The organism is Metabacillus sp. FJAT-52054, from assembly GCF_037201815.1.
GTDB classification, from domain to species: Bacteria; Bacillota; Bacilli; order Bacillales; family Bacillaceae; genus Metabacillus_B; species Metabacillus_B sediminis.
Genome location: NZ_CP147407.1, coordinates 2,922,558 through 2,945,562, shown reverse-complemented (window position 1 = coordinate 2,945,562; position 23,005 = coordinate 2,922,558). Strand labels below are relative to the sequence as shown.

Genomic DNA, 23,005 nt, shown 5'->3' with positions numbered 1-23,005 from the left:
GCTTATTTGACAGCCCCATTTTTCTTATAAAGATGCTTTTTTATCATCTGTTTCTTCTGTGTAACAATGCTCATTCGTCCTTTTGCAAAAACGGATCGCATTAATTTCTCCGCCAATGAGAATGACAAAGCCTGATAAATACAGCCAGGTCATTAGTACGATCACTCCTCCGACACTTCCGTATGTCGCCTGGTAGTTCCCAAATTGGCTGACATAAAGAGAGAAACCGAACGATATCAGCTGCCAGAGCAGCGTTCCGACAATGGCCCCTGGAATGACGTCCCTCGGCCTAAGACCAAGGTTTGGCGAAAAGTAATAAATGATGCCAAGAATTAATGCCATCAATACAAAGGCAATCAGCCATCGAATGACCGTAAATAAACTGTCAGTCAATGCGGTATCCGGAAATATGCTTTTAATTCCGGAAAGAAGGACATCCCCGAAAATAGGAAGGACAAGCGTAACCACTAAACCAAGCACAAGGCCGATGGTTAAAAGAATAGCCATCCCTCTAACCTTCCAGAATGCTCTTGATTCCTCCACCATATGCGCTTTATTTAATGATCTCATCACAGCATTTGTTGCATTCGATGCGGACCAGAGTGTACCGATGATTCCTAAGGAAAGCAGGCCCCCGTTGGGTGTTGAAAGGAGAGATGTGATTTGCTCCTCCAGCAGCTGGCCGGACTCTCCAGGTGCAAATTCCTGAACAAACTTCCCTACGGTTTGCGGATCAATTGAAAAATAGGGAAGCAGAGTAAGTGAAAAAATAAGAAGCGGGAAAAGGGACAGCAGGAAATAATAGGCAAGAACGGCTGCCAAATCCCCTAATTCGTGCTTTTGAATTCGATGAATAAGTTCCTTGATGAATGTCATATCTGGCCTCCTGTAGTAGGGTTCTTATGCTTATGTTACCCTGTGGAAAATCATTTTGAAACCTATGCTGGCTTTTGTACGGATAATTGGGGGATGTGAACTGTTCCACATTTATAGGGAGGGCCATATACTATTTTGAATATACAGAAGGGAGGCTAACAAAATGAGTGATGGCGGATATTGCGGAAATAACGGATTTGCTTTAGTAGTAGTTCTGTTTATTCTTTTGATTATCATCGGAGCTTCTTACGTCGGTGGCGGATCTTGTGGATCTTGCGGAACTTGTGGTGGATACGGCGGAGGATACGGCTGGTAATTTGTAAGAGCATGGAGCTTTACAGTATACAAGTTTTTAAAGCTGAATATGTTTTATAAACAAATCCCCGGAATGCTCACACAGCGTTCCGGGGATTTCAAGTTCATTTAATCCTTCTCAGCAGGACTTATTAGACAGCCGGAGTTTAACGGTCTGTCTGTACAATTCCTCCGGCTGAAGCATCCTGTAAAGCGGCTCCGTCGTTCGTTTCAGCGTTCTTCGCTTCTTTTTCATCATCCGGCTTTGCTTCCTCAGGAGCGGGATTACCGGCAATTCTGGAAGGGGGCGATTCGTTTCCTGAAGAATCAACCGCAGTTACATAGTATGAGGCTCCTGCTGTACCTATTGTGAGACCTGTTCCATCTGAAGCAGCTAAACTGGCGATTTTTACGAAGCTGCCGGTTCCGCCAGTGGACATATAGACTCGATATCCGAGAACATCAGAGTTATTGGAGCGGCTCCAATTCAGGGTGGCGCCGTCTATGGATACTCCGGTAATTTTGGATGGCTGGAGTCCATCCTCCTGAAGCGTACTGCCTGAATAGACAACCAGACCTCCTAAGTCGCTTGAATACTTATATAGGTCTTCAGGGGATTGGAATCCCAGCCGGTCTAAAAGGTCTTGTTTGATCATAGGACCCTCGTATACAAAATCTGCTGGTGCACTTGCTGGAACTTCAAAGGCTACACCATCCTTAAGAACGTACTTTCCCGTTTTCAGGCTGTCATCTACAGTGCCTGGCGCATATTTTACATTGAACAAATCAGATTTAACCAAGCCTGCCTGACGGCAAAGATCAGAAGGAAGGGCTCCGGATAAGGCGCAATAGGAGAATTCAGCAATTCCTTTTGGCATCCTGAATGGCTCCTCCGGTGCAATCAGTTCCGGATTCTTTTCATATGCAGCATTCATAAGCGATGCCCAGATTTCCTGGCCACGCCGGCTGTAGGTTTTCCCTCGGTACGTACCAATTGTTGCATTGGTGTCATAGCCGATCCATGTCCCAAATGTTACGTTCGGGTTGGCTGCAACAAACCAGGAATCCTTTATATCCTGGCTCGTTCCCGTTTTTCCTGCCCAATCAGCCTTGAAATTTAAGAGACGTGGTACACTTTTTCCTGTACCATCTGACAGCACATCTCTAAGCATGTCAATTGTCAGATAGGCAGTCTGAGGGGAAAATACATCTTCAGTATCCATTTCATGCTGATAAATGACCGTTCCATCTGTTCTCTCGATACTCTCAATCAGGTACGCATTAATAAATTTTCCGTTGTTGGCAAAGGTTGAATAGGCATTCACGTTTTCTTCTACGGAGACATCACCGCCTCCGCCGAGCGGAAAAGAAGCGAAATCGTTTTTTTCGTCAGGAATTGATGTGATGCCCATCTTCTTTAAATACTTGATCGGCTTTGAAGGCATCAGCTTCTCATAGCCTCTGACAACCGCTACGTTATAGGATTTGGCCAATGCTTCCCTTGCACTTACCAGTCCATGGAATTTTCGGTCAAAGTTATTAGGCTTGTAAGAGTCACCCTTTACTTGCTTTTTCTCATAGGGAAGGTCAGCCAAATAGCTTCCGGGCTGCAGAAATCCTTCTTCGATCGCAGGCCCGTAAAATACGAGGGGTTTCATGGTTGACCCGATTGATCTTAGGGTTGAAGTGGCATGGTTAACTTGTTCCCTCTCATAATCGCGGCCACCGACGAAACTAAGAATTTTTCCTGTTTTGTTTTCCAGCAGCAAAGCGCCAAGTTCTATCGGTTCATTTACTGACTCCTGCTGCCCTGTATCAGGATTTTTCTTTTGCACGGTATTGACCTTGCCGTAGTCTTTATAATTTTTTGCTGCCTGCTGCATCGCTTCATATATATCTTTATTGATGGTTGTGTGAATGCGGTAGCCGTTTTGTCTTAGCTCGCGATCAGCAAGAGTCAGGTAGTCACTCTTTAATTTTGAATTACGTGAAAGATCCTTAGGCAGAAAGCCATCTTCATCCGCTAGATGCTCCATCAAAATCTCTTTTGCCCGTTTCTCAATTTCGTCTGTCAGGAAAGGATATTGCTGACGATGGCGGTTTTCATTCCCTTTTTTAAACTGTAAAGAGATATCCTCTGAAGAAGCGCTTTCATATTCACTCATGGTAATAGCCTTTTCGCTAAGCATCCGGCGAAGGACGGTTTTCATGCGATTGATGCCTGGAGACAGATCTTTTTTCAAAGTTCCTTCATTCGTATAAGGTGTATAAGCAAAGGGACTTTGAGGCATTCCGGCAATAAATGCCGCTTGAGCAATACTAAGATTATTTGCGCTCACACCAAATATTCCCTGGGCAGCCGTTTCGGCTCCCGCAATGTTGCGTCCTGAGTTATCCCGCCCGAAATCCGCCATATTTAAATAGGCTTCGAGAATTTCTTCTTTTTCAAAAAAACGCTCTAAGCGAAGGGCAAGCAAAATTTCTTTTGCTTTACGGTCAAAAGAAAGTTCATTCGTAAGAACCTGATTCTTAATCAGCTGCTGAGTCAGTGTGCTTCCGCCGCTCTGCATATTGGCGTTCGTAAATTCCTGATAAAGTGCTCTGAAAATCGCTTTCGGAACCACTCCATCATGTTCATAAAAAAATTCATCCTCAGTTGCAATGATGGCGTCTTTTAAATGAGGAGAAATATCATGAAGTTTTACTTTTGTTCTGAAAAGATCAGATCTTAGCTTACCAACCAATTCATTGTTATCAAAATAAACTTCTGTCGTTTCTTCATAATTATTGATGTCTTTTTTCAATTCATTGTAGCTAATAATATCTTCATTCTTTACAAGAGAGGCAAAGTAACCGGCTCCTGCGCTTCCGGCGAAAATGACGAAAGTACCAATTAGTATAAGGGCGATGAGGGTCATATTCCATAAAACCCCGTAAGCAATCCGCAGTCTTTTTTTCAAAATTTCCTGTTTAGCAGAATCCCAAGACCATTTCTGTATCCATTTCTCCATTCCAATCCTCCCCCTTGAAGCAAAAATATTATAACACAAAATTAACTGAAAATTTGTATCATTTGTCGTAAAAACAGATTTGACATAATGGCCTGTATTGTGGTAAAAATTCAATATGTGAATATTGAGCAACGACTGGATTACAGTAACAGCTGTTTCCCTGTTTCAGAGAACTGATGGTTGGTGAAAATCAGTACATAAACAGACTGTGAATTACATTCCATGAGCATCTGAAGCTGCAATACGCGGCTGAAGACGGCTGCGGCCGTTATCTGATTGAGCGAAGAATGGTTATTTGTTGAACCATTCTTAAGTAGGGTGGTACCGCGACGAAATTCGTCCCTTCATTTTTATAATGAAGGGGCTTTTTTATTTTTCATCAAAACGAAGAGGAGTATGTCACATGAATGAATTATTGTCTGATTTAAAATTTAGAGGTCTGGTCAGCCAGATTACAGATGAAACAGGTCTTGAGGAACTGTTGAATAAGGAATCCATTAGATTATACTCGGGATTTGATCCAACAGCGGATAGTCTTCACATTGGCCATATGCTGCCTATTTTGACGCTGAAAAGATTTCAGCAGGCTGGCCACCATCCCATTGCACTGGTTGGGGGCGGAACAGGGTTAATCGGTGATCCGAGCGGTAAAAAGGCAGAGCGTACGCTGAATACTGAGGATATTGTCCAGCTCTGGTCTGATCGGATCAAAGAACAGCTCTCAAGGTTTCTGGATTTTAAAGCAGAAGCAAATCCGGCTGTCATTGCCAACAACTTTGACTGGCTTGGAAAAATGGATGTTATTGCTTTCTTGAGGGATGTAGGAAAATACTTTGGTGTGAACTACATGCTTGCTAAAGATTCTGTTAAAACGCGGATTGAATCCGGCATCTCATTCACAGAGTTCAGCTACATGATTCTGCAGTCATACGATTTTCTTAACCTGTACCAAAACAAAGGCTGTAAGCTTCAAATCGGTGGAAGCGATCAGTGGGGGAATATTACCGCAGGCCTGGAGCTGATCCGTAAAACGGAAGAAGAAGCTAAAGCATTCGGGCTGACGATTCCGCTCGTAACAAAGGCAGATGGCACGAAATTCGGAAAAACCGAGGGAGGAGCTGTTTGGCTGGATCGCGAAAAAACATCTCCATACGAGTTCTACCAGTTCTGGATCAACGCAGATGATCGTGATGTAGTAAAATACCTGAAGTACTTTACATTCCTTTCTCATGAAGAAATCAACGCGCTTGAAAAAGAAGTTCAAGAAGCTCCTGAAAAACGAGCAGCTCATAAGCGTCTAGCAGAAGAAGTAACCGCAATGGTTCATGGACAAGAAGCTCTTGACCAGGCGATTCGCATTTCCCAAGCGCTATTTAGCGGGGAAATCAAAGCGCTCAGCGGAGAAGAAATCAAACAAGGATTCAAAGACGTTCCGTCCCATCAGGCAAGCAGCAAAGAGATCAGCCTGATCGACCTGCTTATTGAAGCTGGTATCGCTCCTTCAAAAAGACAGGCGAGAGAAGACATTACAAACGGGGCCGTTTACGTGAATGGCGAGCGCAAGCAGGAATTGGATTATGCACTGCATGCAGATGACCGGATCGATGACGAATTTACAATTATCAGACGCGGTAAAAAGAAGTATACGATGGTACAGTTTTAATTGGTTGTAAAAAAGCGCCCATAGTTTTGGGCGCTTTTTTCTGTTTTTGCGGGGGCCTTGCACTGACCCCCGCTCTGCTAAAGCACTAAACCTCCGTCCCCGTTAGTAGAAAGCCGTTGCGGGATAAGGGTTCGTCCGCTTCTTGCCCGTTCCCCCAGCGCGTTGCTGCACTGGGGGTCAGTGCAAACAATTAACCAAAACAAAAAAACCACCGAACAAAAGTTCAGCGGTTTTTTCTTCAAATCGATTAACGAGAGTAGAACTCAACGATAAGAGATTCGTTAATTTCAGCTGGAAGCTCAGAACGCTCAGGAAGACGAGTGTAAGTTCCTTCAAGCTTGTCAGCATCAAAAGTCAAGTATTCTGGAACGAAGCTGTTTACTTCTAGAGCTTCTTTCACGATATCAAGGTTGCGGGATTTTTCGCGCAAAGTGATAACTTGACCAGTTTTAACTTGGAAAGATGGAATGTCAACGCGGCCGTTGTCAACCATGATGTGACCGTGGTTTACCAATTGGCGTGCTTGGCGGCGTGTGCGCGCAAGACCAAGACGGTAAACAACGTTGTCAAGGCGGGATTCAAGCAAAGCCATGAAGCTTTCACCAAGGATCCCTTTCATTTTTCCAGCTTTAACGAACGTGTTGCGGAACTGGCGCTCGTTTACTCCGTACATGTGACGAAGTTTTTGTTTTTCTTGCAATTGAAGACCGTACTCAGAAAGTTTTTTACGTTGTCCAGGACCGTGTTGTCCAGGAGCGTAAGGGCGTTTTTCCAATTCTTTACCTGTACCGCTTAGAGAGATTCCAAGACGGCGGGATAGTTTCCAGCTAGGGCCAGTATAACGAGACATTATATGACTCCTCCTTGTGTTTTTATTTTGTATAAAATAAAAACCAGACCGAACCTTACATGTATGACCATTATGTTTTCATGCATCCTCGCTCCAGCAGCAGGGAGTTACTCGATGCACCTCGTGTCAGGCACGGGAACAAAATGGGGACATCTATGCGATTCTGAGGCTGCAATATTTTACACAACAAAGAACATTATATGACGTAGTGACGGTGATGTCAACAGTGCGTTTAATTGATAGGCTGTCAGGGAAAGTTAATCTATGGAAAGAGCTAGTTTTATGATATAATAAAATCATTAAAATTTACTTAATTTGGAATTTAACGGGTGGTCCAAACATGCAAGAAATCATCAGCAAGGCTGCATCACTGAACGGCCGTTTTTTTGCCTATTTATATAATGAAAGAACAGATCATTCCATTGAGAAGGCGTCAAGGTGGCTAGCCTCTGAATTGAAATCTGTATTTAATGCTGACCAAGCAGCAATTTACTGCTATTATTCTGCAAATGTTCCATTGCTGCCCTATTTTACGGCGAGCACTTCATCCTTTCAATCCCCTGTTTCTTCTACAGAGGAAGACCGGGATGAATTGTTTGAGAATGGCTTTTCCAAAAAGACTGACCAATGCAGGATGCTGATCGGTGATCCTCAGAAAGAATGGTTTGCGGTCCTTGAGATGATTGGAGCTGAATTGACAGGTACCGATGATCTTAATGAAGTAAGCCATGCATGCAGCCAGTTTCTTTTTTATTGCAGAGAGATTGAAACGAGTGTGTTGAATTCAAGAAAGCATACTCATCTTTATGAGCTGACTGAGCGGTTCCATTCCTCAATGGATAAGGATCAGGTTCTTTTTGAACTTATTGAAGCCCTTCAAAGCATGTATTCTTCCTACATTTTCTATTTATTTCTTTCACATGACAATGACAGCAGACTTGAACTGCCGACAAAGGATTTATATTTCGATGAAAAAGGTTCTACGGACTGTGCGATGGAAGCTTTTTTAACGGGGACCATTAAAATGGACAGAGCCTCCTCTGAAAATATCCATGTATTCGTTCCTCTCAAAGGGAGACAGGGAATATACGGAGTGCTCGAGGTCATCTCTGACAAAATAAGTCCTCTCAAGGAATCGGAAATTAAGTTTATTATGATGCTGGCGAATGCGGCTGGAAACGCGATGGAGAATGCCCAGCTTTATCAGCAGTCTAAAAAAGTGATAGAGGATCTGAGGCTAATCAATGAAACATCTCACCAGCTAAATAAAAACATGCCGCTTAAAGATACGATGAAATTTCTTTCAGAACGGATTATCCATTCCTTTAATGCACAGGAAGCAGGTTTCTTTTACAAAGATTCGTCCGGAAGCTACCAGCTTTTACCCGGCAGTACAGGCTTCTTTATTACTCCCGAAGCAGAGTCCTATCTTTCCTTCGTTCGGACAAAGATTATGAATGAGAAAGAAGGTATTTTCATAGGGAACCTCTCTGCTCAAAACGTGCCAGGGCTTTACAAATGCCTAATGGCCGTTCCGATGATGGAGAATGAGCAGGTCAGAGGTTTTGCTATTGCTGTACATGAAACGCCATACCATTTTACATTTGAAACCTTTAAGCTTCTCCAATCGCTGATTCACCATTCCACACTTGCCTTGACAAATTCAATGCTGCGCGAAGAACTGGAGGCACTTGTTAAGACGGATAACCTGACAAAGCTGTTTTCGAGAAACTATTTAAATGAACGGATCCGGCAATCAATGAGTCAGGAGAGAAATGGGGTCTTTCTGTTAATAGACATTGATAATTTCAAAAACATCAATGACACCTATGGTCATCAGACAGGCGATGAGGTTCTTATTCAAGTAGGGAACATTATTAAAAGCAATGTGAGAGAGCATGATGTTGGAGCAAGATGGGGCGGAGAAGAACTCGCAATTTACCTGCCGCAGGTGGAAATCGAGTCAGGTATTGCGGTTGCAAACCGCCTTGTGGAACGGGTTAGAAAAATCACATCTCCTTCCATTACTGTATCCTGCGGTATTTCCTGGTGGGAAGCGGACCGGGAGGATACGCCTAAACAGCTGTTCTTAAGAGCAGACAGGGCTCTTTACAAAGCGAAAAGCAATGGCAAGGATCAAGTGGTCATTCAGGCAGACTCTGAAAAATAATAGGCAATGTTAACGCATGAGGTTGGTTTTTTTACACCTTGTTGATTGGATTGAACGTCTGCAGCGCCACTCAACAGCCAAGTATAACAGAAATAAAAAAAGCGCCCGGACATAAATCCAGGCGCTTTTTTCAGCTGGCTGTATTACCTCATCCTCCGCTCCAATTAGCAAGGACAGGTATTATTTATAGAACCTAATTAAACAAGAGCTCATTTGTTAAATAAACGGCAGCAGTGCTTCTGCAAAAAGTTCAATATATTCTTTGTCCAGCTCATTAAACCGGTTTTTAACAGGGCTGTCGATATCGAGGACACCAATGACTTCTCCGTTTTTTACTAAAGGTACGACTATTTCAGAATTGGTTGCTCCATCACAGGCGATGTGGCCGGGAAATTGATGTACGTCTTCAACGAGCTGGGTTTCACCAGACGCCGCGGCCGTTCCGCAGACCCCTTTGCCAACAGGAATTCTCACACAAGCGGGCAGTCCCTGAAATGGGCCGAGAACGAGTTCTCCTTCTTTCATTAAATAAAAGCCGACCCAATTAACCTCTGTAAGAAACTGGTTCAGCAATGCGGAAGCGTTAGACAGATTGGCAATCTGGTCCGGTTCCCCTTCGAGAAGAGCCTTCAGCTGTTTAATAACAAGCTCATAATTTTCTTTCGTGTTATTTGAGTATTTTTCGACATGAAACATGATTTATCTCCCTCTTTCATTCAAATATAACGAACGGGATCTTCCCCAAAAGGAACTTTGTCGAGAAGATCATAAAGGATTCCCCCTTCTTCTATGGAAAGAAGTAGGAAAGAATACAAGGGGTGAGCCGGATGAAACAGGAAACCTTTAATCTGACAAAGGAAAAAATCATTCAATCAGCTATTTCTCTGTTTAATACGAATGGTTTCACTGGTACTTCCGTCAGGGCAATTGCCAAGAAAGCAGGCGTCAATGTTGCTCATATTTCGTATTATTTCAACGGTAAAACCGGATTGATGGAATATCTTGTTTCCGATTTTTACGAAGGATATTTAAATGCCATGGACGGGGCCATTCTGGCTGATCTTGATAAAAGTCCGGTGAGCAGGCTGACCCGTTTAGTTTTTAACATTTTAAGCTATCAGCATGAACGGCGTCAATTAACCCGGTTTGTATATCGGGAAATTACATTGGATACGATGCTGATCAGAGAAGTGATGAGTACGTATATGCTGAAAGAAAAGTTTTTACTGGCTTCATTGCTGGAAGAGGGTATGGGTGACGGAAGCCTGAATAAAATACCGATTGGCCATTTTATTGTCCAGCTGAAAGGGATGCTGACAATGCCTTTCCTTCAGCCCCAGTATATTGCGGAAGTTCTTTACCTTCAGCCGCATGAAGATTACTTTGTTAAGCAGTATTTCCATGAACTTGAAAGCTGGATGATTTCATTGCTTACTCCGAAGAAAGAGGCAATCCTGTAATCAATCTTTCAAAGGCTTGATAATCTGCTCCCGTATCTTCAGCCATATGGGCATCTGAACCGTACACAAGCGGAATGCCCTTTTCGATGGCAAGCCTTGCCGCACTGTTATATGGATAGGGATTTTGGCAATGTTTTTTTCTCAAGCCCGCCGTATTGTAATCAAGCTCATAGCCCCCCGCTTTTATTAAATCAAGCAGGCTGCTGATTCGTTCCAAGTCCTGACCGGGTGCAGGGAACAGCAGCTGGAATTTATGAGCGAGTGTGATATGGCCGATTCGTTTAGGCTTCCAGCTGCCCAAATCGGAAAGAATGGATTTTTCAACTGTCCGGTAATAAAGATTATAGGTATCCTCAACAGAGCCTGCCGCCCGGCATATCTCGGCAAAACCCTCTTCACTGTAGTCCAAGCAGTAGTAGTTTCCGTTATTCAGCAGAAAATGAACGGAAAGAATGGAATCGTCCATTATTTCTCCATAATTGTTCAGGAATTTGGATGTGGCTGCTTCAAAGCCCTCGATATAATCTATTTCAAACCCCAGATTAATTCTAATTTCCTTCGAGTAAGCTTTTTTAATTTCCAGAATGGAATGGATGTAGAGTTCAAGCTGTTCCATTGGCAAAGCGCTGTCCTTCTCAGGTACAGGATCGGAAAATCCTTCAGGAAGCGGAGCGTGTTCAGTGAATGAAATCTCTTTAAACCCAAGCTCAATAGCTCTTTCGGCATAGCTTTTAAGACTGTCCGGGGAGCCGTGAGGGCAAAAAGGAGTATGGACATGACCGTCTATTTTTATCAAATTCTTTTCCCCCTTGGTATAAAGCAGGATAATAGCATGTAAAAAATTAAAAAAACTGGTCAAAAAATATCGTTAACATGGTATCATAAAAACATTGAAATAACATAACTTTTGCAAGTGTTATACATAGAATGTGCATGTGACAAATGAAGGGTATGGAACGAGTCAGTAGATTCTAACATGACAGCGGCAAACCGTTTTTTTTTCAATGAGAAAAGTCTGTGTACTGACACAGCATTATTATAAACAATTCTTGAAACTGATAAAGCAGCGGACCAGCCGTCTCATGATTCTTTTTCCGGCGTGCCGTTTTGAACGCTTGAGCAGACGTAAGCCGCAAGCAGCTCATGGGGCTATCAGAGCTTGTGCTTTTCTTATATACAGCAAGGGGGCCCATTATGGAAGTCGTTATTGGTTTACTGGCTGCACTCGTTATCTTTTTCGCAGTCGGTTATTTTATCAGGAAAAATATATACCGGGAAGTCGACCGGCTTGAAGCGAGAAAAATTGAAATTATGAACCGGTCGCTCGCAGACGAGATGTCCAGAGTAAAAGAACTAAAAATGACTGGACAAGCGGAAGAGTTATTTGAAAAATGGAGACAGGAATGGGATGAAATCATTACGTCCCAGCTTCCAGAAGTAGAAGAACTGCTATTCGATGCAGAAGACCATGCGGACAAGTACCGATTCAAGAAATCAAAAGAGGTACTCGCCCATATTGAGAGGATGCTTGAGGCAGCCGATCAGAACATTGAACAGATCATCGAAGAAATCTATGAGCTTGTAACGAGCGAAGAGAGAAACAGCATTGAAATTGAAGATGTAAAAGAGAAATTTAAAAAAGCGAAAAAGACTCTGCTTGCCCACAGTCATACGTTTGGAAGAGCGCATGCAAAGCTCGAGACAGCGCTTTATGAAGTGTATGAAGAACTAAAGCGGTTTGAAGCAGAGACAGACGCAGGCAATTATTTGGCTGCTAGAGAAATCCTTACAAAACAGAATGTTATTTTGGATGAGCTATGCGCCAAAATAGAGCTCATCCCTGCCATGCTTGCAGACTGTCAGAGTGCAATACCGAACCAGCTGGCTGAAATTTCGGATGGATACAAGGAAATGGCAGAACAGGGATATTTTCTTGAACATATTCAAATTCAAAGTGAAGCGGAGCGGATATCCGGGACGCTCATCATTTTCCAGGAAAAGATTTGCGAACTTGAATTGGACGGAATCAGCGAAAGTCTCCAAGAGATCCATGAATCGATTGAGACGATGTATGATCTTCTTGAAAAGGAAGTGCACGCCCACCACTTTGTGTTATCTGAAACAGTGAAGACAGAGGGAGCACTTCATGAATTAACAGCTGCTAAGCTTATTTCAAAGGAAGAAACGGACACGGTAAAGAAAAGCTATCATCTAAGCGAAGAGGAAACATCCAGACTGCGCAGCATTGATAAACAAGTAGCGGCGCTTCAAAAGCGCTTCCATCACATTCAGGATAAAATGGCGAGTGAAAAAATTGCTTATTCCCTTCTGAAAGAAGAACTGCTGGAGCTTGAAAAACAAACATCTGAAGTTCGCAAAGACCATAACGAGTACCGGGAGATGCTTCATGCCCTTCGAAAAGAAGAGCTGCTGGCACGCGAGCAGTTAACAGAGGCAAGGCGTTTGCTTAATGAATCTGCAAGATTGATCAGCAAGAGCAATGTGCCTGGTTTGCCAGCTGCTTACTCCGACCTGTTAAAAGAGGCTCAGAGAACAATCGCTTATGTATCTGAGAAGCTGGATGAAATTCCGCTGGATATGGTAGCGGTCAATATCCTGCTTGAAGATGCCGTCTCTGCTTCTGCTAAAGTGCATCAGCAAACAGAAGATATGATTGAACAAGTATATTATGTTGAAAGGATTATCCAGTATGGGAACCGGTTCAGAAGCCGGAATGAAAGGCTTTCAAAAGATCTGCATGAAGCAGAGAATCTCTTCCGGCATTATGAATATGAAAGCTCATTAAAGAAGGCGGCAACGGCTATTGAACATGTAGAACCGGGTTCCTTTGAAAAAATTGGAACGCTTGTTGAAGAAGATTTAGAAGAATTGAAAAACAAATAGAGACGGAAAAAAGGACAGATCCATTGGATCTGTCCTTTTTTAATGACTCTCTTTTGTTTTAAGATTTGGCCTGCGGATAAGAGCAATTACATATCCGATAAGGGCACCGGTTATAGCGGGTACAACCCATCCGATGCCTAGTGAGAATAATGGAACAAAGGCATCGAAAAGCTCATAGAGAGAACCCAATTGTATTTTTGCTGCTTTTAAACCGTCGGCGATACTGATGATTCCTGTTAAGAACAGGCTAACAGCGTATACTTCCGGAGCCCTGTTAAAGATCTTGTCAATGAGTGACAGCAAAATCAGAACGATGGCAAGCGGATAAATCGCTGTCAGAAGAGGTACCGAAAATGCAATGAGCTGTGTTAGGCCAAAGTTCGCTATAACTGTAGAGAAAATGGTCAGTATGAGAATAATAACACTGTACGAAACCTTTGGTAGAATTTTCGAAAAATATTGCCCGCAAGCTGATACAAGTCCAACGCTGGTTGTTAGACATGCAAATGTAATCGCAAGTGTGAGGACAATGTTTCCTAATGAACCAAAGAGGACATTGGCTGATTTGGATAATATGAGTCCTCCATTGCTTTGAAGCCCGACGGCGTCGACGCTTGTTGCTCCCATGTAGGCAAGAGAAAGATAAACCAGTGCCAATCCGGCAGCTGCAATGAGGCCTGACTGTATGCAAACCTTTGTAATGGATTTGCTGTTCGTTATTCCCTTGTCCCGAACAGCGTTAATGACAACGATCCCGAATACAAGTGCGGCAAGTGTGTCCATCGTTAAGTAACCCTCTAAAAATCCTTTGAAAAATGGACTATCCTGATAAGCAGGCTGCGGGGCTTTTGCAGCTCCCATCGGCGTAGCAAATGTTTTAATGGCAAGCAATGTGAGAATTGCCAGTAAAGCAGGGGTTAAGAGCTTTCCAATTCTGTCTACAAGCTTGCTTGGATTTAGTGAAAGCCAGTACGTTACACCGAAAAATAGCAGGGTGTAAATGAATAAGGACATTCCGTTTTTAGCCATTCCCTCTGGAAGAAATGGTGTAACGCCTATTTCATAGGCGACGGTTCCTGTTCTAGGAATGCCGAATAGCGGACCAATTGCTAAATAGAGAACAATGGTAAAGACGATTCCGAAAACGGGATGAATCCGGCTCCCTAATGTTTGGACATCAGAGCCTGTTAAACCAATCGCAATCACTCCAAGCAATGGCAGCCCCACACCTGTTATAAGGAATCCGGCTATGGCAATCCATACGTTTGTGCCTGCTGCTTGTCCTAGCGACGGGGGGAAAATCATGTTTCCGCCTCCGAAAAATAAGGCAAACAGCATTAGTCCAACGACAAACGTTTCTTTAGTTGATAAACCTTGTTTCATGATAAGCCTCCTGACTCTGACAATACATACCGGTAAGATATTACCACAGCTTTATGAAAAATGTCGAATTGTTCAACTGTTTTAATTTTAATTATATTCAAAAAATTTAACTCGTCAACGAATAGATTTCTCCATTTCAATATTCCGCCCTATATGATAACATATTACGATGTGTGCATTTATCCATGGAGGAATGAAAATGCTATATTTAGACAACAGTGCCACAACAAAACCATATCCAGAGGTTCTGGCATCCTATATACAAGTCACCAATGATTTTTTCGGCAACCCTTCATCTCTTCATAAAATGGGGAGCATGGCTGAAAATCTTATGAGGCAGGCACGAAAGCAGACAGCGAATCTCCTTGGCGCTGAAGAAGATGAAATCGTGTTTACCTCAGGAGGAACGGAAGCCAATAATCTCGCCATTAAAGGTACGGCTTTTATGAAAATGCATAGAGGCAAGCATATTATTGTATCTGCTGTTGAGCATCCATCTGTAATGGAAGCCTGTTTGCAGCTGGAAAAGGATTTCGGCTTTGATTTGACAATCCTTGCCGTTAATGAAGAAGGAAGAGTCAGCCCCTCGCAATTAGAAAACGAAATAAGGGAAGATACGATTTTAGTATCTGTCATGCACGTTAATAACGAAGTAGGAACCATCCAGCCAATTGAAGAAATTGGAGCGTTACTTGAAGAGTATCCTAACATTTCATTCCATACGGACCATGTTCAGGGAGCGGCAAAGATTCCTCTGGATCTGAAAGGGGCAGGTATTGATTTATGTTCCCTTTCAGCCCATAAGTTCCATGGTCTTAAAGGTACTGGAATATTATATGTAAGAAAAGGCATCCGTCTAACACCGCTTCTTTCGGGAGGCGAACAGGAAAATCACTATCGGTCCGGTACGGAAAACGTACCCGGAATTGCGGCCGCAGCAAAAGCGCTTCGAATGGCTAAGGAGGACTATGCTCGGTTGGGAAAGGCTCTTGAAGAAACGAAAATGCAGGTTATGAAAAGGCTGAGCACAATGGAAGGTGTTGTACTGAATACCACTAAAGGTCATTCAGCTCCGCACATCATTCACTTCTCTGTTCCAGGGATTAAATCCGAAGTTCTCGTTCATAGGCTGGAGGAGAGCGGGATTTATGTATCGACCACATCTGCATGTTCTTCTAAAAAGAGTTTACCGAGCAAAACCCTTCTGGCGATGGGCAAAAGCAAAGAAGAAGCTGAAAGCGGAATTAGAATCAGCCTGGATATCCATACAGACCGTTCACAGCTGGAAACCATGTTTACAGCTCTCGAGCAGGCCATTAAGCATATTATGAAAATGAAGAGGTAGAATGATGCGATTTGAACATATACTCGTACGGTTCGGGGAGATTTCCACTAAAGGGAAAAACCGCAGCAAATTTGTTGAAAGACTTAGAAGAAATATAAAAGAAGTATTAAAAGACTTTCCTGCTATCCGATTTCAGTCAAACCGGGACCGGATCTACATTCAGCTAAACGGGGAGCCTCATCAGGAAATTTCGAAAAGACTGACAGGTATTTTTGGTATTCATTCTTTTAGCCTTGCAGCGAAGTGCGAGAGTGATGTTGAAGAAATTAAAAAGACAGCTTTGGAAGCTATCAATTCTGTATACCAGCCCGGTGACACCTTTAAGATCAGTGCAAGGAGAGCGGATAAGACCTTTGCTGTGCCATCTGACGAGATGAACGGCATTCTTGGAGGACATATTCTTTCAAATACTGAAGAGCTCACCGTAAATGTACGGAAGCCCGATCATGAGATTAAAGTAGAAGTTCGTACAGAAGGAACATACATTATGTTTCAGGATACGTTCGGTCCGGGAGGCCTGCCTGCGGGAATCAGCGGGAAAGCGATGCTTATGCTTTCAGGAGGATTGGATAGCCCTGTTGCTGCTTATATGACGATGAAAAAAGGGGTTGAATTGGAGGCTGTCCATTTTTTCAGTCCCCCTTATACAAGTGAAAGAGCGAAACAAAAAGTCATTGACCTCGTCGAACAGCTTTCCAATTATGGAGGGAAAATGAAGCTTCATATCGTTCCTTTCACAGCGATTCAGGAACAGATTCAACAGCAGGTGCCTGAAAACTATACGATGACTTCTACAAGAAGAATGATGCTGCGAATTACGGATCAGCTCCGGATTAAAAATGGAGGGCTTGCAATTGTTACAGGTGAGAGCTTAGGACAAGTGGCAAGCCAAACGCTTGAAAGTCTGTTTGCTATTAATGATGTAACAGCGACACCGGTCATCAGACCGCTCGTTTCATTTGATAAACCGGAAATTATCAAGATTGCTAAAGAGATCGGGACACACGATATTTCCATTCGTCCATATGAAGATTGCTGTACAATATTTACTCCGGCAGCGCCAAAAACTAGACCGAAGCTTGATAAAGCCAACCGATACGAAAGTTTTGTAGACTTTGACAGCTTGACACAGGAAGCGGTCGATCACACCGTAACCATTGATTTTACGGATAAAAAGGATGCCGCTGACAAAAGTTTGGACAGTCTGCTCTGAACCTTTAAATCAGGGAAATTGTTAGTAACAATTACCAGAAAGATTTGAAGAATGAAGACATGTGTTATTACACACTCTATATTCACAAGGAGGTGAGAACACATGGCACAAAGCAGACAAAACCAACTAGTAGTTCCAGGCGCACAACAAGCGATCGACCAAATGAAATACGAAATCGCTTCTGAATTCGGTGTAAACCTTGGAGCAGAAACTACTGCACGCGCTAACGGATCTGTAGGTGGAGAGATCACTAAGCGTCTCGTTTCTTACGCACAATCAAACTTGGGCGGCGGTTACAAAAAATAATAAATAAAACATGGCTACAGGAGCAGGGGCAACCCTGCTCTATTTTTTTTGAATTCTGAAATGTATTCAGCCCCTAAAGAACAGCATCCCCTTTAGCGCTAATTAAATTGTTATTATTCAAAAATTTATAAAAATTTTGTATAATTAAAAAGAAGAATGCAAAGGGGGAGTCAGGATATGAAACGGGAGAGCTTACTTGCACCTGATTATTACAATTTGGTTAGCGAAATAGAGAAAATTGCAGATGCCGGGAAAACGGCACTTATTTGGGAAGACGGGATTCAGCGCAAAGAACTTACATATGGCGAATTAATAACGGAAGCAAACAAAATTGGAAGCGCTTTAATAGAAGCGGGTTTGCGCCAGGGGGACAAGCTCCTAATCATGACACCGCGTATTGTGGAAGCCTATGCCGTTTATATGGGTGCTTTAAAAGCCGGAATAGTTGTCATTCCGAGTTCTGAATTGCTAAGACCTAAGGATCTCCGCTACAGAATTACCCATGGTGAAGTAAAAGGGATCATCTGCTATGAGCAATTCACAGAACAAACCAATGAAGTAGAGGAAGCACAAGATTTACTTAAATGGGTGATAGGAAAGCCTCAGCCTGGCTGGCGCTCGCTGACGGAAGAGATGAGCAGGCAATCTGGTGAATTAGAATTTGCAGACACCAAAAATGACAGCACTGCCTTTCTTTCTTATACATCCGGTACGACCGGCAATCCTAAAGGCGTTATCCATACACATGGTTGGGCGTATGCACATCTTCGGACGGCTGCTGCCAACTGGCTCTCCATTCGTAAAGAGGACAAGGTTTGGGCTACAGCTGGACCGGGCTGGCAAAAATGGATTTGGAGTCCGTTTTTATCCGTACTTGGAATGGGGGCAACCGGCTTTATCTACCATGGTAAGTTTGAAGCGTCTCACTATCTGCAGCTGCTTCAGGATCAGCAAATTAATGTTTTATGCTGTACTCCCACAGAATATAGACTGATGGCAAAAGAACAGGATTTATCCCGTTTCAACCTTTCCAGCCTGCACAGCGCGGTTTCCGCAGGAGAGCCTTTGAACAGGGAAGTTATAGACATTTTCAGGAAGCACTTTGGAATTGAAGTGCGCGATGGATACGGACAAACCGAGAATACGCTGCTGGTCGGGGTAATGAAGGGAATGGAAATTAAAGCGGGATCAATGGGAAAACCTACGCCCGGCAATACGGTAGCAATCATAAACGGCAACGGTGAGGTTTGCAAGGAAAATGAAGTAGGAGACATTGCGGTACATCGCTCCACTCCAGCCCTTTTTAAGGAATATTACAAAGATGCGGAGAGGACTGCTATGCAATTCAGAGGGGATTATTACTTGACAGGCGACAGGGCAAGAATGGATGCGGACGGTTATTTCTGGTTCGAAGGACGTTCTGATGATATTATCATCAGCTCGGGCTATACGATAGGACCCTTTGAAGTGGAGGATGCGCTTATAAAACATCCGTTTGTAAGAGAGTGTGCTGTTGTTGCGAGTCCGGATGAAATTAGAGGTAGTGTGGTAAAGGCATATGTAGTGCTCGGTGACGGTGCAGATGCCGAAGATCCTGGTCTTGTGAAGGTTCTGCAGGAGCACGTTAAGAAATTGACAGCGCCTTATAAGTATCCTCGTAAAATAGAATTTGTAACAGACCTGCCAAAAACCGCTTCCGGAAAAATCCGGAGAGTCGAGCTCCGTCAAAAAGAGGAAATGAGAGAAAGTGTTTAAATTTTATAGGTAAAATAAAGGAGCCGGGCAGACGCCTGGTTTTCTTTATGGCGGCGGTATGCTAGAATTTCCATATTTCAATGAAATACATAGAAAGAGAGGATAATCATGGGAACGTTATGGCACGGCGGCACGATCTATACAATGGAAGGCGAAAACAAACAGGTAGAGGCCATCTATACAGCAGGAAATAAAATTGAGGCAGCAGGCGATGAGAAAGCAATTAGAGCTGCATATGGGGATACCATTGATGAAGAAATATATCTAAAAGGAAAAACCGTGTTTCCTGGCTTTGTGGACAGTCACCTCCATTTAATAGGTCATGGTGAGAAATTGATGAGGCTTGATTTTTCTGATATGGAAAGCCACGAAGCCATTAAAGCAGCACTTGCAGGGAAAATTGCAGAAACTGCGCCGGGAGAATGGGTGATCGGTGAAGGGTGGAATGAAAATCAGCTGGGCGAAGGATGGATGTTTGACCGGGCGGTTCTTGATGAAATGTCCGCAGAGCATCCAATTGTCTTAAAAAGGATATGCCGGCACGCTATTTTAGCAAATTCAGCTGCACTAAGGCTTGCAGGAATTGAGGAAGAAACGGCGGATCCGGCAGGCGGAATTATTGGCCGCAGGGAGGACGGTTCACTTTCTGGATTTTTGATGGACAGAGCCCAGGATATCGTATTGTTTGAAACGATTCCTCCTGTTTCAAAGGAATACCTGAAAAAGGCGCTCAGCAAAGCTGTTCAGGACTGCTTCACGTATGGTTTAACCGGGGGGCATTCCGAGGACTTGTCCTATTACGGAGCCATGCAGCTTCCGATTGATGCCTATAATGAAGTGCTGTCCGAAGACATGCCGTTTAAGGCACACCTGCTTATCCATCACCTTGTAATAGACGAGTTTGAGCAGAACCGCATAGAGGATCAAAGATTTATTGAATATGGGGCTATGAAAATCTTTGCAGATGGAGCACTTGGCGGCAGGACAGCGCTATTAAGCGAGCCGTATTCGGATGATCCCCATGTAAAGGGAGTTGCCGTCCATACTCAAAAAGAATTGAATGAACTAATAGTAAAAGCAAGATCCTATAATAGGGAAATTGCCATCCATGTAATTGGAGATCAAGCATTTGAGATGGCTCTGAATGCAGTCGAATTGCATCCTCCCGCCATTGGAAAGAGAGACCGTTTCATTCATGCACAAATTCTCCGGCCTGATCTCATCGAACGGCTGCAGAATATGCCGATCATCCTTGATATCCAGCCAAGATTTACAGCCAGTGATTTCCCTTGGATTATCGAGAGGCTTGGAGAAGAAAGGGTAAAAACATCCTTCGCCTGGAAAACTCTTATAGACCGTGGAATCCCATGTGCCGGGGGATCAGACGCACCGATTGAACCGATTGATCCGCTCTTAGGGATTCATGCAGCTGTAACAAGGAAAAGCATCCATACACCAGAGGAGCCGGGATACTTCATGAAAGAAGCACTTTCCACGTATGAAGCAATTAAGCTTTATACAATAGGCAGTGCAGCGGCAATCCATAAGGAACACGAAAGAGGAAAAATTCAGCCCGGGTTTGACGCAGATTTTACCATTCTCGATTGCAATCCCTTTACAATGGAAGATCCGGATGAGCTCCTCAAAACGAAGGTGGCAATGACAGTCGCAGAAGGAAAGGTTGTTTATGAAAAGGCAGATTTCTGAATCCAGGATCTGCTCAGATATGTTCTCTTAACTGGCTCTGAATCAAGAACAAAGGCCGCCCCCAATCAGGGGACGGCCTTGCTATTGCTTACAAAAAGCTGCGTTTCACTTTTTCCCAGAAGGAGTTGTCCTTCAATTTTACCGTTTTAATGATAGAAGGGCTTAATGTCACTTCAATCTGCTGCACGCTGCGGATGCTCAGTGCTTCATTATCCATCCCGATTACCGGATAGTCATTTCCATCTTGAGCTACCTCTAATCTTAATCTTCTGCTGCCGCTTAATACAAAAGAAGAACCTAATGTTCGATATCGGTTATTGTTTAGAGAAGCAAGCTCGCTTACTTGGAAACAAGGCAGAAGCGGATCAATGACAGCCCCGTTCACAGATTTGCTGTAAGCTGTACTTCCCGTTGGTGTAGAAATGATCATTCCATCTCCGCGGAACGTTTCAAAGTGAATTTCATCAATATGCACGTCGATGACAAATGTTTTAATAATCCCTGATCGGATGGTGCATTCATTTAAGCATTTAAAAGAAGCGGATTCATCAATTTTTACATCGATAACAGGGTATTTCCGGACTTCAACCTGCTCCGTCGTAATCGCTTCAATAATTTTTTCTGTATCATCCAGTACAAAATCGCAATAAACGCTGGCGGACCCTTTTGTGCTGATTCCTACATACAGGCAGTCATCTCTAAAATTTGTTTTCCTGACAGCCTGCAGGAATGTACCGTCTCCTCCGATGCTTGCAATAATGTTTGCATCCTTTGAATGAGATACAACCGTAAACCCGTATTTTTCAGCAAGCTTCGTCAATGATTCTACTTTGGCACCTATATCATCCGAGTTCCGATAATAAAAAAATACATTGCGGCGATTGGTCATGGTACATCCTCCTTTGAAATGGAAATGTTATCCTTGAAGAGTAAAATTATGATACAATGTGTTATGTTGTTTATTTTACCATTTATCCCTTAAGTCATGTTCTTTTTTACTGATACCAGGGAACATTTTTGACGATAGAAATGAAAGTAAATGAAACTGAAGGAGGATATGGAATGAATGGAAAAAGGTGGGCTGCGTTAGGCATCGCCCTTGTATTAGTGATCGTTTCAGCAATCTTCAATACGGTTACGACGTTCCAAAGCGCTGCAAATGAAATGTTTGCAATGAATGATTCAGAATTCGATGAAGAAATCATTCAGGAGGGTTCTGCAGAAAATAGAATTGCTGTCCTGGAAGTAGATGGGGTTATTCAGGATACGGGAGAGTCGGCTTCTTATTTTCAAAGCTCTGGATACAATCATCAGGAGTTTCTGAAAAAAATTGAAGAGGTTCAAAAGGATGATTCCGTTCAGGGAGTTATACTGAAAGTGAATTCTCCTGGCGGCGGAGTAGTTGAGAGTGCAGAAATACATAAGCATTTAATGGAATTAAAAAAGAAAACGAAAAAACCGCTATATGTGTCCATGGGAACAACGGCTGCTTCAGGAGGCTACTATATTTCAACGGCAGCAGATAAAGTTTTCGCTGCTCCTGATACGCTTACCGGGTCACTTGGAGTCATTATGGAAGGTGTAAACTATGGTGAGCTCGCGAAGCAATATGGCGTGAAGTTCGAAACGATTAAAAGCGGTCCATATAAGGACATTATGTCTCCATCGCGTGATATGACAAAAGAAGAGCGCAATATCCTTCAAGGTATGGTAAACAACGCCTACGAAGGATTTGTGGATGTTATTTCTGAAGGCCGGAAAATGACTCGTGAAGATGTAAAAAAAATCGCGGACGGACGCATCTATGACGGACGCCAGGCGAAAGAAAAAAAGCTTGTTGATGAACTAGGATACATTGATGACACTGTAGCTGCAATGGAAAAGGATCTAAAAATCGAGAATCCTGAAGTTTTTGAATATAAACAAAGCTCAGGCTTTGATTCTCTGCTTTCCTTGGGAGCTAAAAAGGTATTCAGTGATGAGTATCAGATGTTTGGCTTATTCGAACTATTTTCTAAACCGGCTAATAGCCGTTTGATGTACATGTATTCAAAATAAAGGAGGGCGT

18 protein-coding genes and 1 other annotated feature are annotated in these 23,005 nt (G+C 43.1%); of the genes, 11 read left to right on the top strand and 7 right to left on the bottom strand.

Going from position 1 to position 23,005, the window contains the following annotated elements:
- Nucleotides 1–24: 24 nt before the first annotated feature.
- Nucleotides 25–876 (bottom strand): YihY/virulence factor BrkB family protein, encoded by an 852-nt coding sequence (locus WCV65_RS15290; protein WP_338777628.1) that lies wholly within the window; start codon nucleotides 874–876, stop codon nucleotides 25–27.
- A 163-nt stretch (nucleotides 877–1,039) separates the two neighbouring features.
- On the opposite strand from WCV65_RS15290, the gene WCV65_RS15285 reads away from it, so the two are divergent.
- Complete coding sequence (locus WCV65_RS15285; RefSeq protein ID WP_082883724.1) at nucleotides 1,040–1,192, top strand: YjcZ family sporulation protein; 153 nt, start codon at nucleotides 1,040–1,042, stop codon at nucleotides 1,190–1,192.
- A 145-nt stretch (nucleotides 1,193–1,337) separates the two neighbouring features.
- On the opposite strand, the gene WCV65_RS15280 is transcribed toward WCV65_RS15285, so the two are convergent.
- Entirely contained in the window at nucleotides 1,338–4,181 is a 2,844-nt protein-coding gene (locus WCV65_RS15280; protein WP_338777627.1) for a transglycosylase domain-containing protein, read from the bottom strand.
- 122 nt (nucleotides 4,182–4,303) lie between these two features.
- Nucleotides 4,304–4,528 (top strand) — a binding site (T-box leader).
- Nucleotides 4,529–4,584: 56 nt separating this feature from the next.
- On the opposite strand from WCV65_RS15280, the gene tyrS reads away from it, so the two are divergent.
- On the top strand, nucleotides 4,585–5,844 hold the full coding sequence (tyrS, locus tag WCV65_RS15275) for a tyrosine--tRNA ligase (RefSeq protein WP_035409500.1): 1,260 nt from the start codon (nucleotides 4,585–4,587) through the stop codon (nucleotides 5,842–5,844).
- A gap of 247 nt (nucleotides 5,845–6,091) precedes the next feature.
- Here the strand turns inward: tyrS and rpsD are convergent, their stop codons facing one another.
- Nucleotides 6,092–6,694, bottom strand: a complete 603-nt coding sequence (gene rpsD, locus WCV65_RS15270; protein ID WP_035409497.1) for a 30S ribosomal protein S4 — start codon at nucleotides 6,692–6,694, stop codon at nucleotides 6,092–6,094.
- Between the two features lie 340 nt (nucleotides 6,695–7,034).
- On the opposite strand from rpsD, the gene WCV65_RS15265 reads away from it, so the two are divergent.
- On the top strand, nucleotides 7,035–8,864 hold the full coding sequence (locus WCV65_RS15265; RefSeq protein ID WP_338777625.1) for a diguanylate cyclase: 1,830 nt from the start codon (nucleotides 7,035–7,037) through the stop codon (nucleotides 8,862–8,864).
- Nucleotides 8,865–9,080: 216 nt separating this feature from the next.
- Here the strand turns inward: WCV65_RS15265 and WCV65_RS15260 are convergent, their stop codons facing one another.
- The gene (locus WCV65_RS15260; protein WP_035409495.1) at nucleotides 9,081–9,560 is read right to left on the bottom strand and encodes a GAF domain-containing protein; all 480 of its coding nucleotides are present in this window, start codon (nucleotides 9,558–9,560) and stop codon (nucleotides 9,081–9,083) included.
- A gap of 131 nt (nucleotides 9,561–9,691) precedes the next feature.
- Between WCV65_RS15260 and refZ the strand changes: the two genes are divergently transcribed.
- Entirely contained in the window at nucleotides 9,692–10,324 is a 633-nt protein-coding gene (refZ, locus tag WCV65_RS15255; RefSeq protein ID WP_035409494.1) for a forespore capture DNA-binding protein RefZ, read from the top strand.
- Here the strand turns inward: refZ and hisJ are convergent.
- A complete protein-coding gene (gene hisJ / locus WCV65_RS15250) occupies nucleotides 10,296–11,117 on the bottom strand; it encodes a histidinol-phosphatase HisJ (RefSeq protein WP_338782321.1) in 822 nt (273 codons plus the stop codon). The genes refZ and hisJ overlap by 29 nt on opposite strands.
- A 401-nt stretch (nucleotides 11,118–11,518) precedes the next feature.
- On the opposite strand from hisJ, the gene ezrA reads away from it, so the two are divergent.
- The gene (gene ezrA / locus WCV65_RS15245; protein WP_338777622.1) at nucleotides 11,519–13,228 is read left to right on the top strand and encodes a septation ring formation regulator EzrA; all 1,710 of its coding nucleotides are present in this window, start codon (nucleotides 11,519–11,521) and stop codon (nucleotides 13,226–13,228) included.
- A gap of 39 nt (nucleotides 13,229–13,267) precedes the next feature.
- Here the strand turns inward: ezrA and brnQ are convergent, their stop codons facing one another.
- Nucleotides 13,268–14,611: a branched-chain amino acid transport system II carrier protein gene (gene brnQ / locus WCV65_RS15240; protein WP_338777620.1), complete on the bottom strand. Its 1,344-nt coding sequence runs from the start codon at nucleotides 14,609–14,611 to the stop codon at nucleotides 13,268–13,270.
- Nucleotides 14,612–14,810: 199 nt separating this feature from the next.
- On the opposite strand from brnQ, the gene WCV65_RS15235 reads away from it, so the two are divergent.
- The 5 genes from WCV65_RS15235 to WCV65_RS15215 all read left to right on the top strand — a co-directional run bounded on the left by WCV65_RS15235 (nucleotide 14,811) and on the right by WCV65_RS15215 (nucleotide 20,937).
- Complete coding sequence (locus WCV65_RS15235; protein WP_338777618.1) at nucleotides 14,811–15,956, top strand: cysteine desulfurase family protein; 1,146 nt, start codon at nucleotides 14,811–14,813, stop codon at nucleotides 15,954–15,956.
- 4 nt (nucleotides 15,957–15,960) lie between these two features.
- Nucleotides 15,961–17,169 carry a tRNA uracil 4-sulfurtransferase ThiI gene (gene thiI, locus WCV65_RS15230; RefSeq protein WP_338777616.1) on the top strand — a complete coding sequence of 403 codons (1,209 nt, stop codon included), beginning with the start codon at nucleotides 15,961–15,963 and terminating at the stop codon, nucleotides 17,167–17,169.
- Between the two features lie 102 nt (nucleotides 17,170–17,271).
- On the top strand, nucleotides 17,272–17,475 hold the full coding sequence (locus WCV65_RS15225; RefSeq protein WP_035409483.1) for an alpha/beta-type small acid-soluble spore protein: 204 nt from the start codon (nucleotides 17,272–17,274) through the stop codon (nucleotides 17,473–17,475).
- 177 nt (nucleotides 17,476–17,652) lie between these two features.
- Nucleotides 17,653–19,230, top strand: a complete 1,578-nt coding sequence (locus tag WCV65_RS15220; protein WP_338777612.1) for an acyl--CoA ligase — start codon at nucleotides 17,653–17,655, stop codon at nucleotides 19,228–19,230.
- A gap of 108 nt (nucleotides 19,231–19,338) precedes the next feature.
- On the top strand, nucleotides 19,339–20,937 hold the full coding sequence (locus tag WCV65_RS15215) for an amidohydrolase (RefSeq protein WP_338777610.1): 1,599 nt from the start codon (nucleotides 19,339–19,341) through the stop codon (nucleotides 20,935–20,937).
- An 88-nt stretch (nucleotides 20,938–21,025) separates the two neighbouring features.
- Here WCV65_RS15215 and WCV65_RS15210 read toward each other — a convergent pair whose 3' ends face one another.
- Nucleotides 21,026–21,826 carry an NAD kinase gene (locus tag WCV65_RS15210; protein ID WP_035409476.1) on the bottom strand — a complete coding sequence of 267 codons (801 nt, stop codon included), beginning with the start codon at nucleotides 21,824–21,826 and terminating at the stop codon, nucleotides 21,026–21,028.
- A gap of 173 nt (nucleotides 21,827–21,999) precedes the next feature.
- Between WCV65_RS15210 and sppA the strand changes: the two genes are divergently transcribed.
- Complete coding sequence (gene sppA, locus WCV65_RS15205; protein WP_338777607.1) at nucleotides 22,000–22,995, top strand: signal peptide peptidase SppA; 996 nt, start codon at nucleotides 22,000–22,002, stop codon at nucleotides 22,993–22,995.
- The last annotated feature ends 10 nt before the right edge of the window (nucleotides 22,996–23,005 follow it).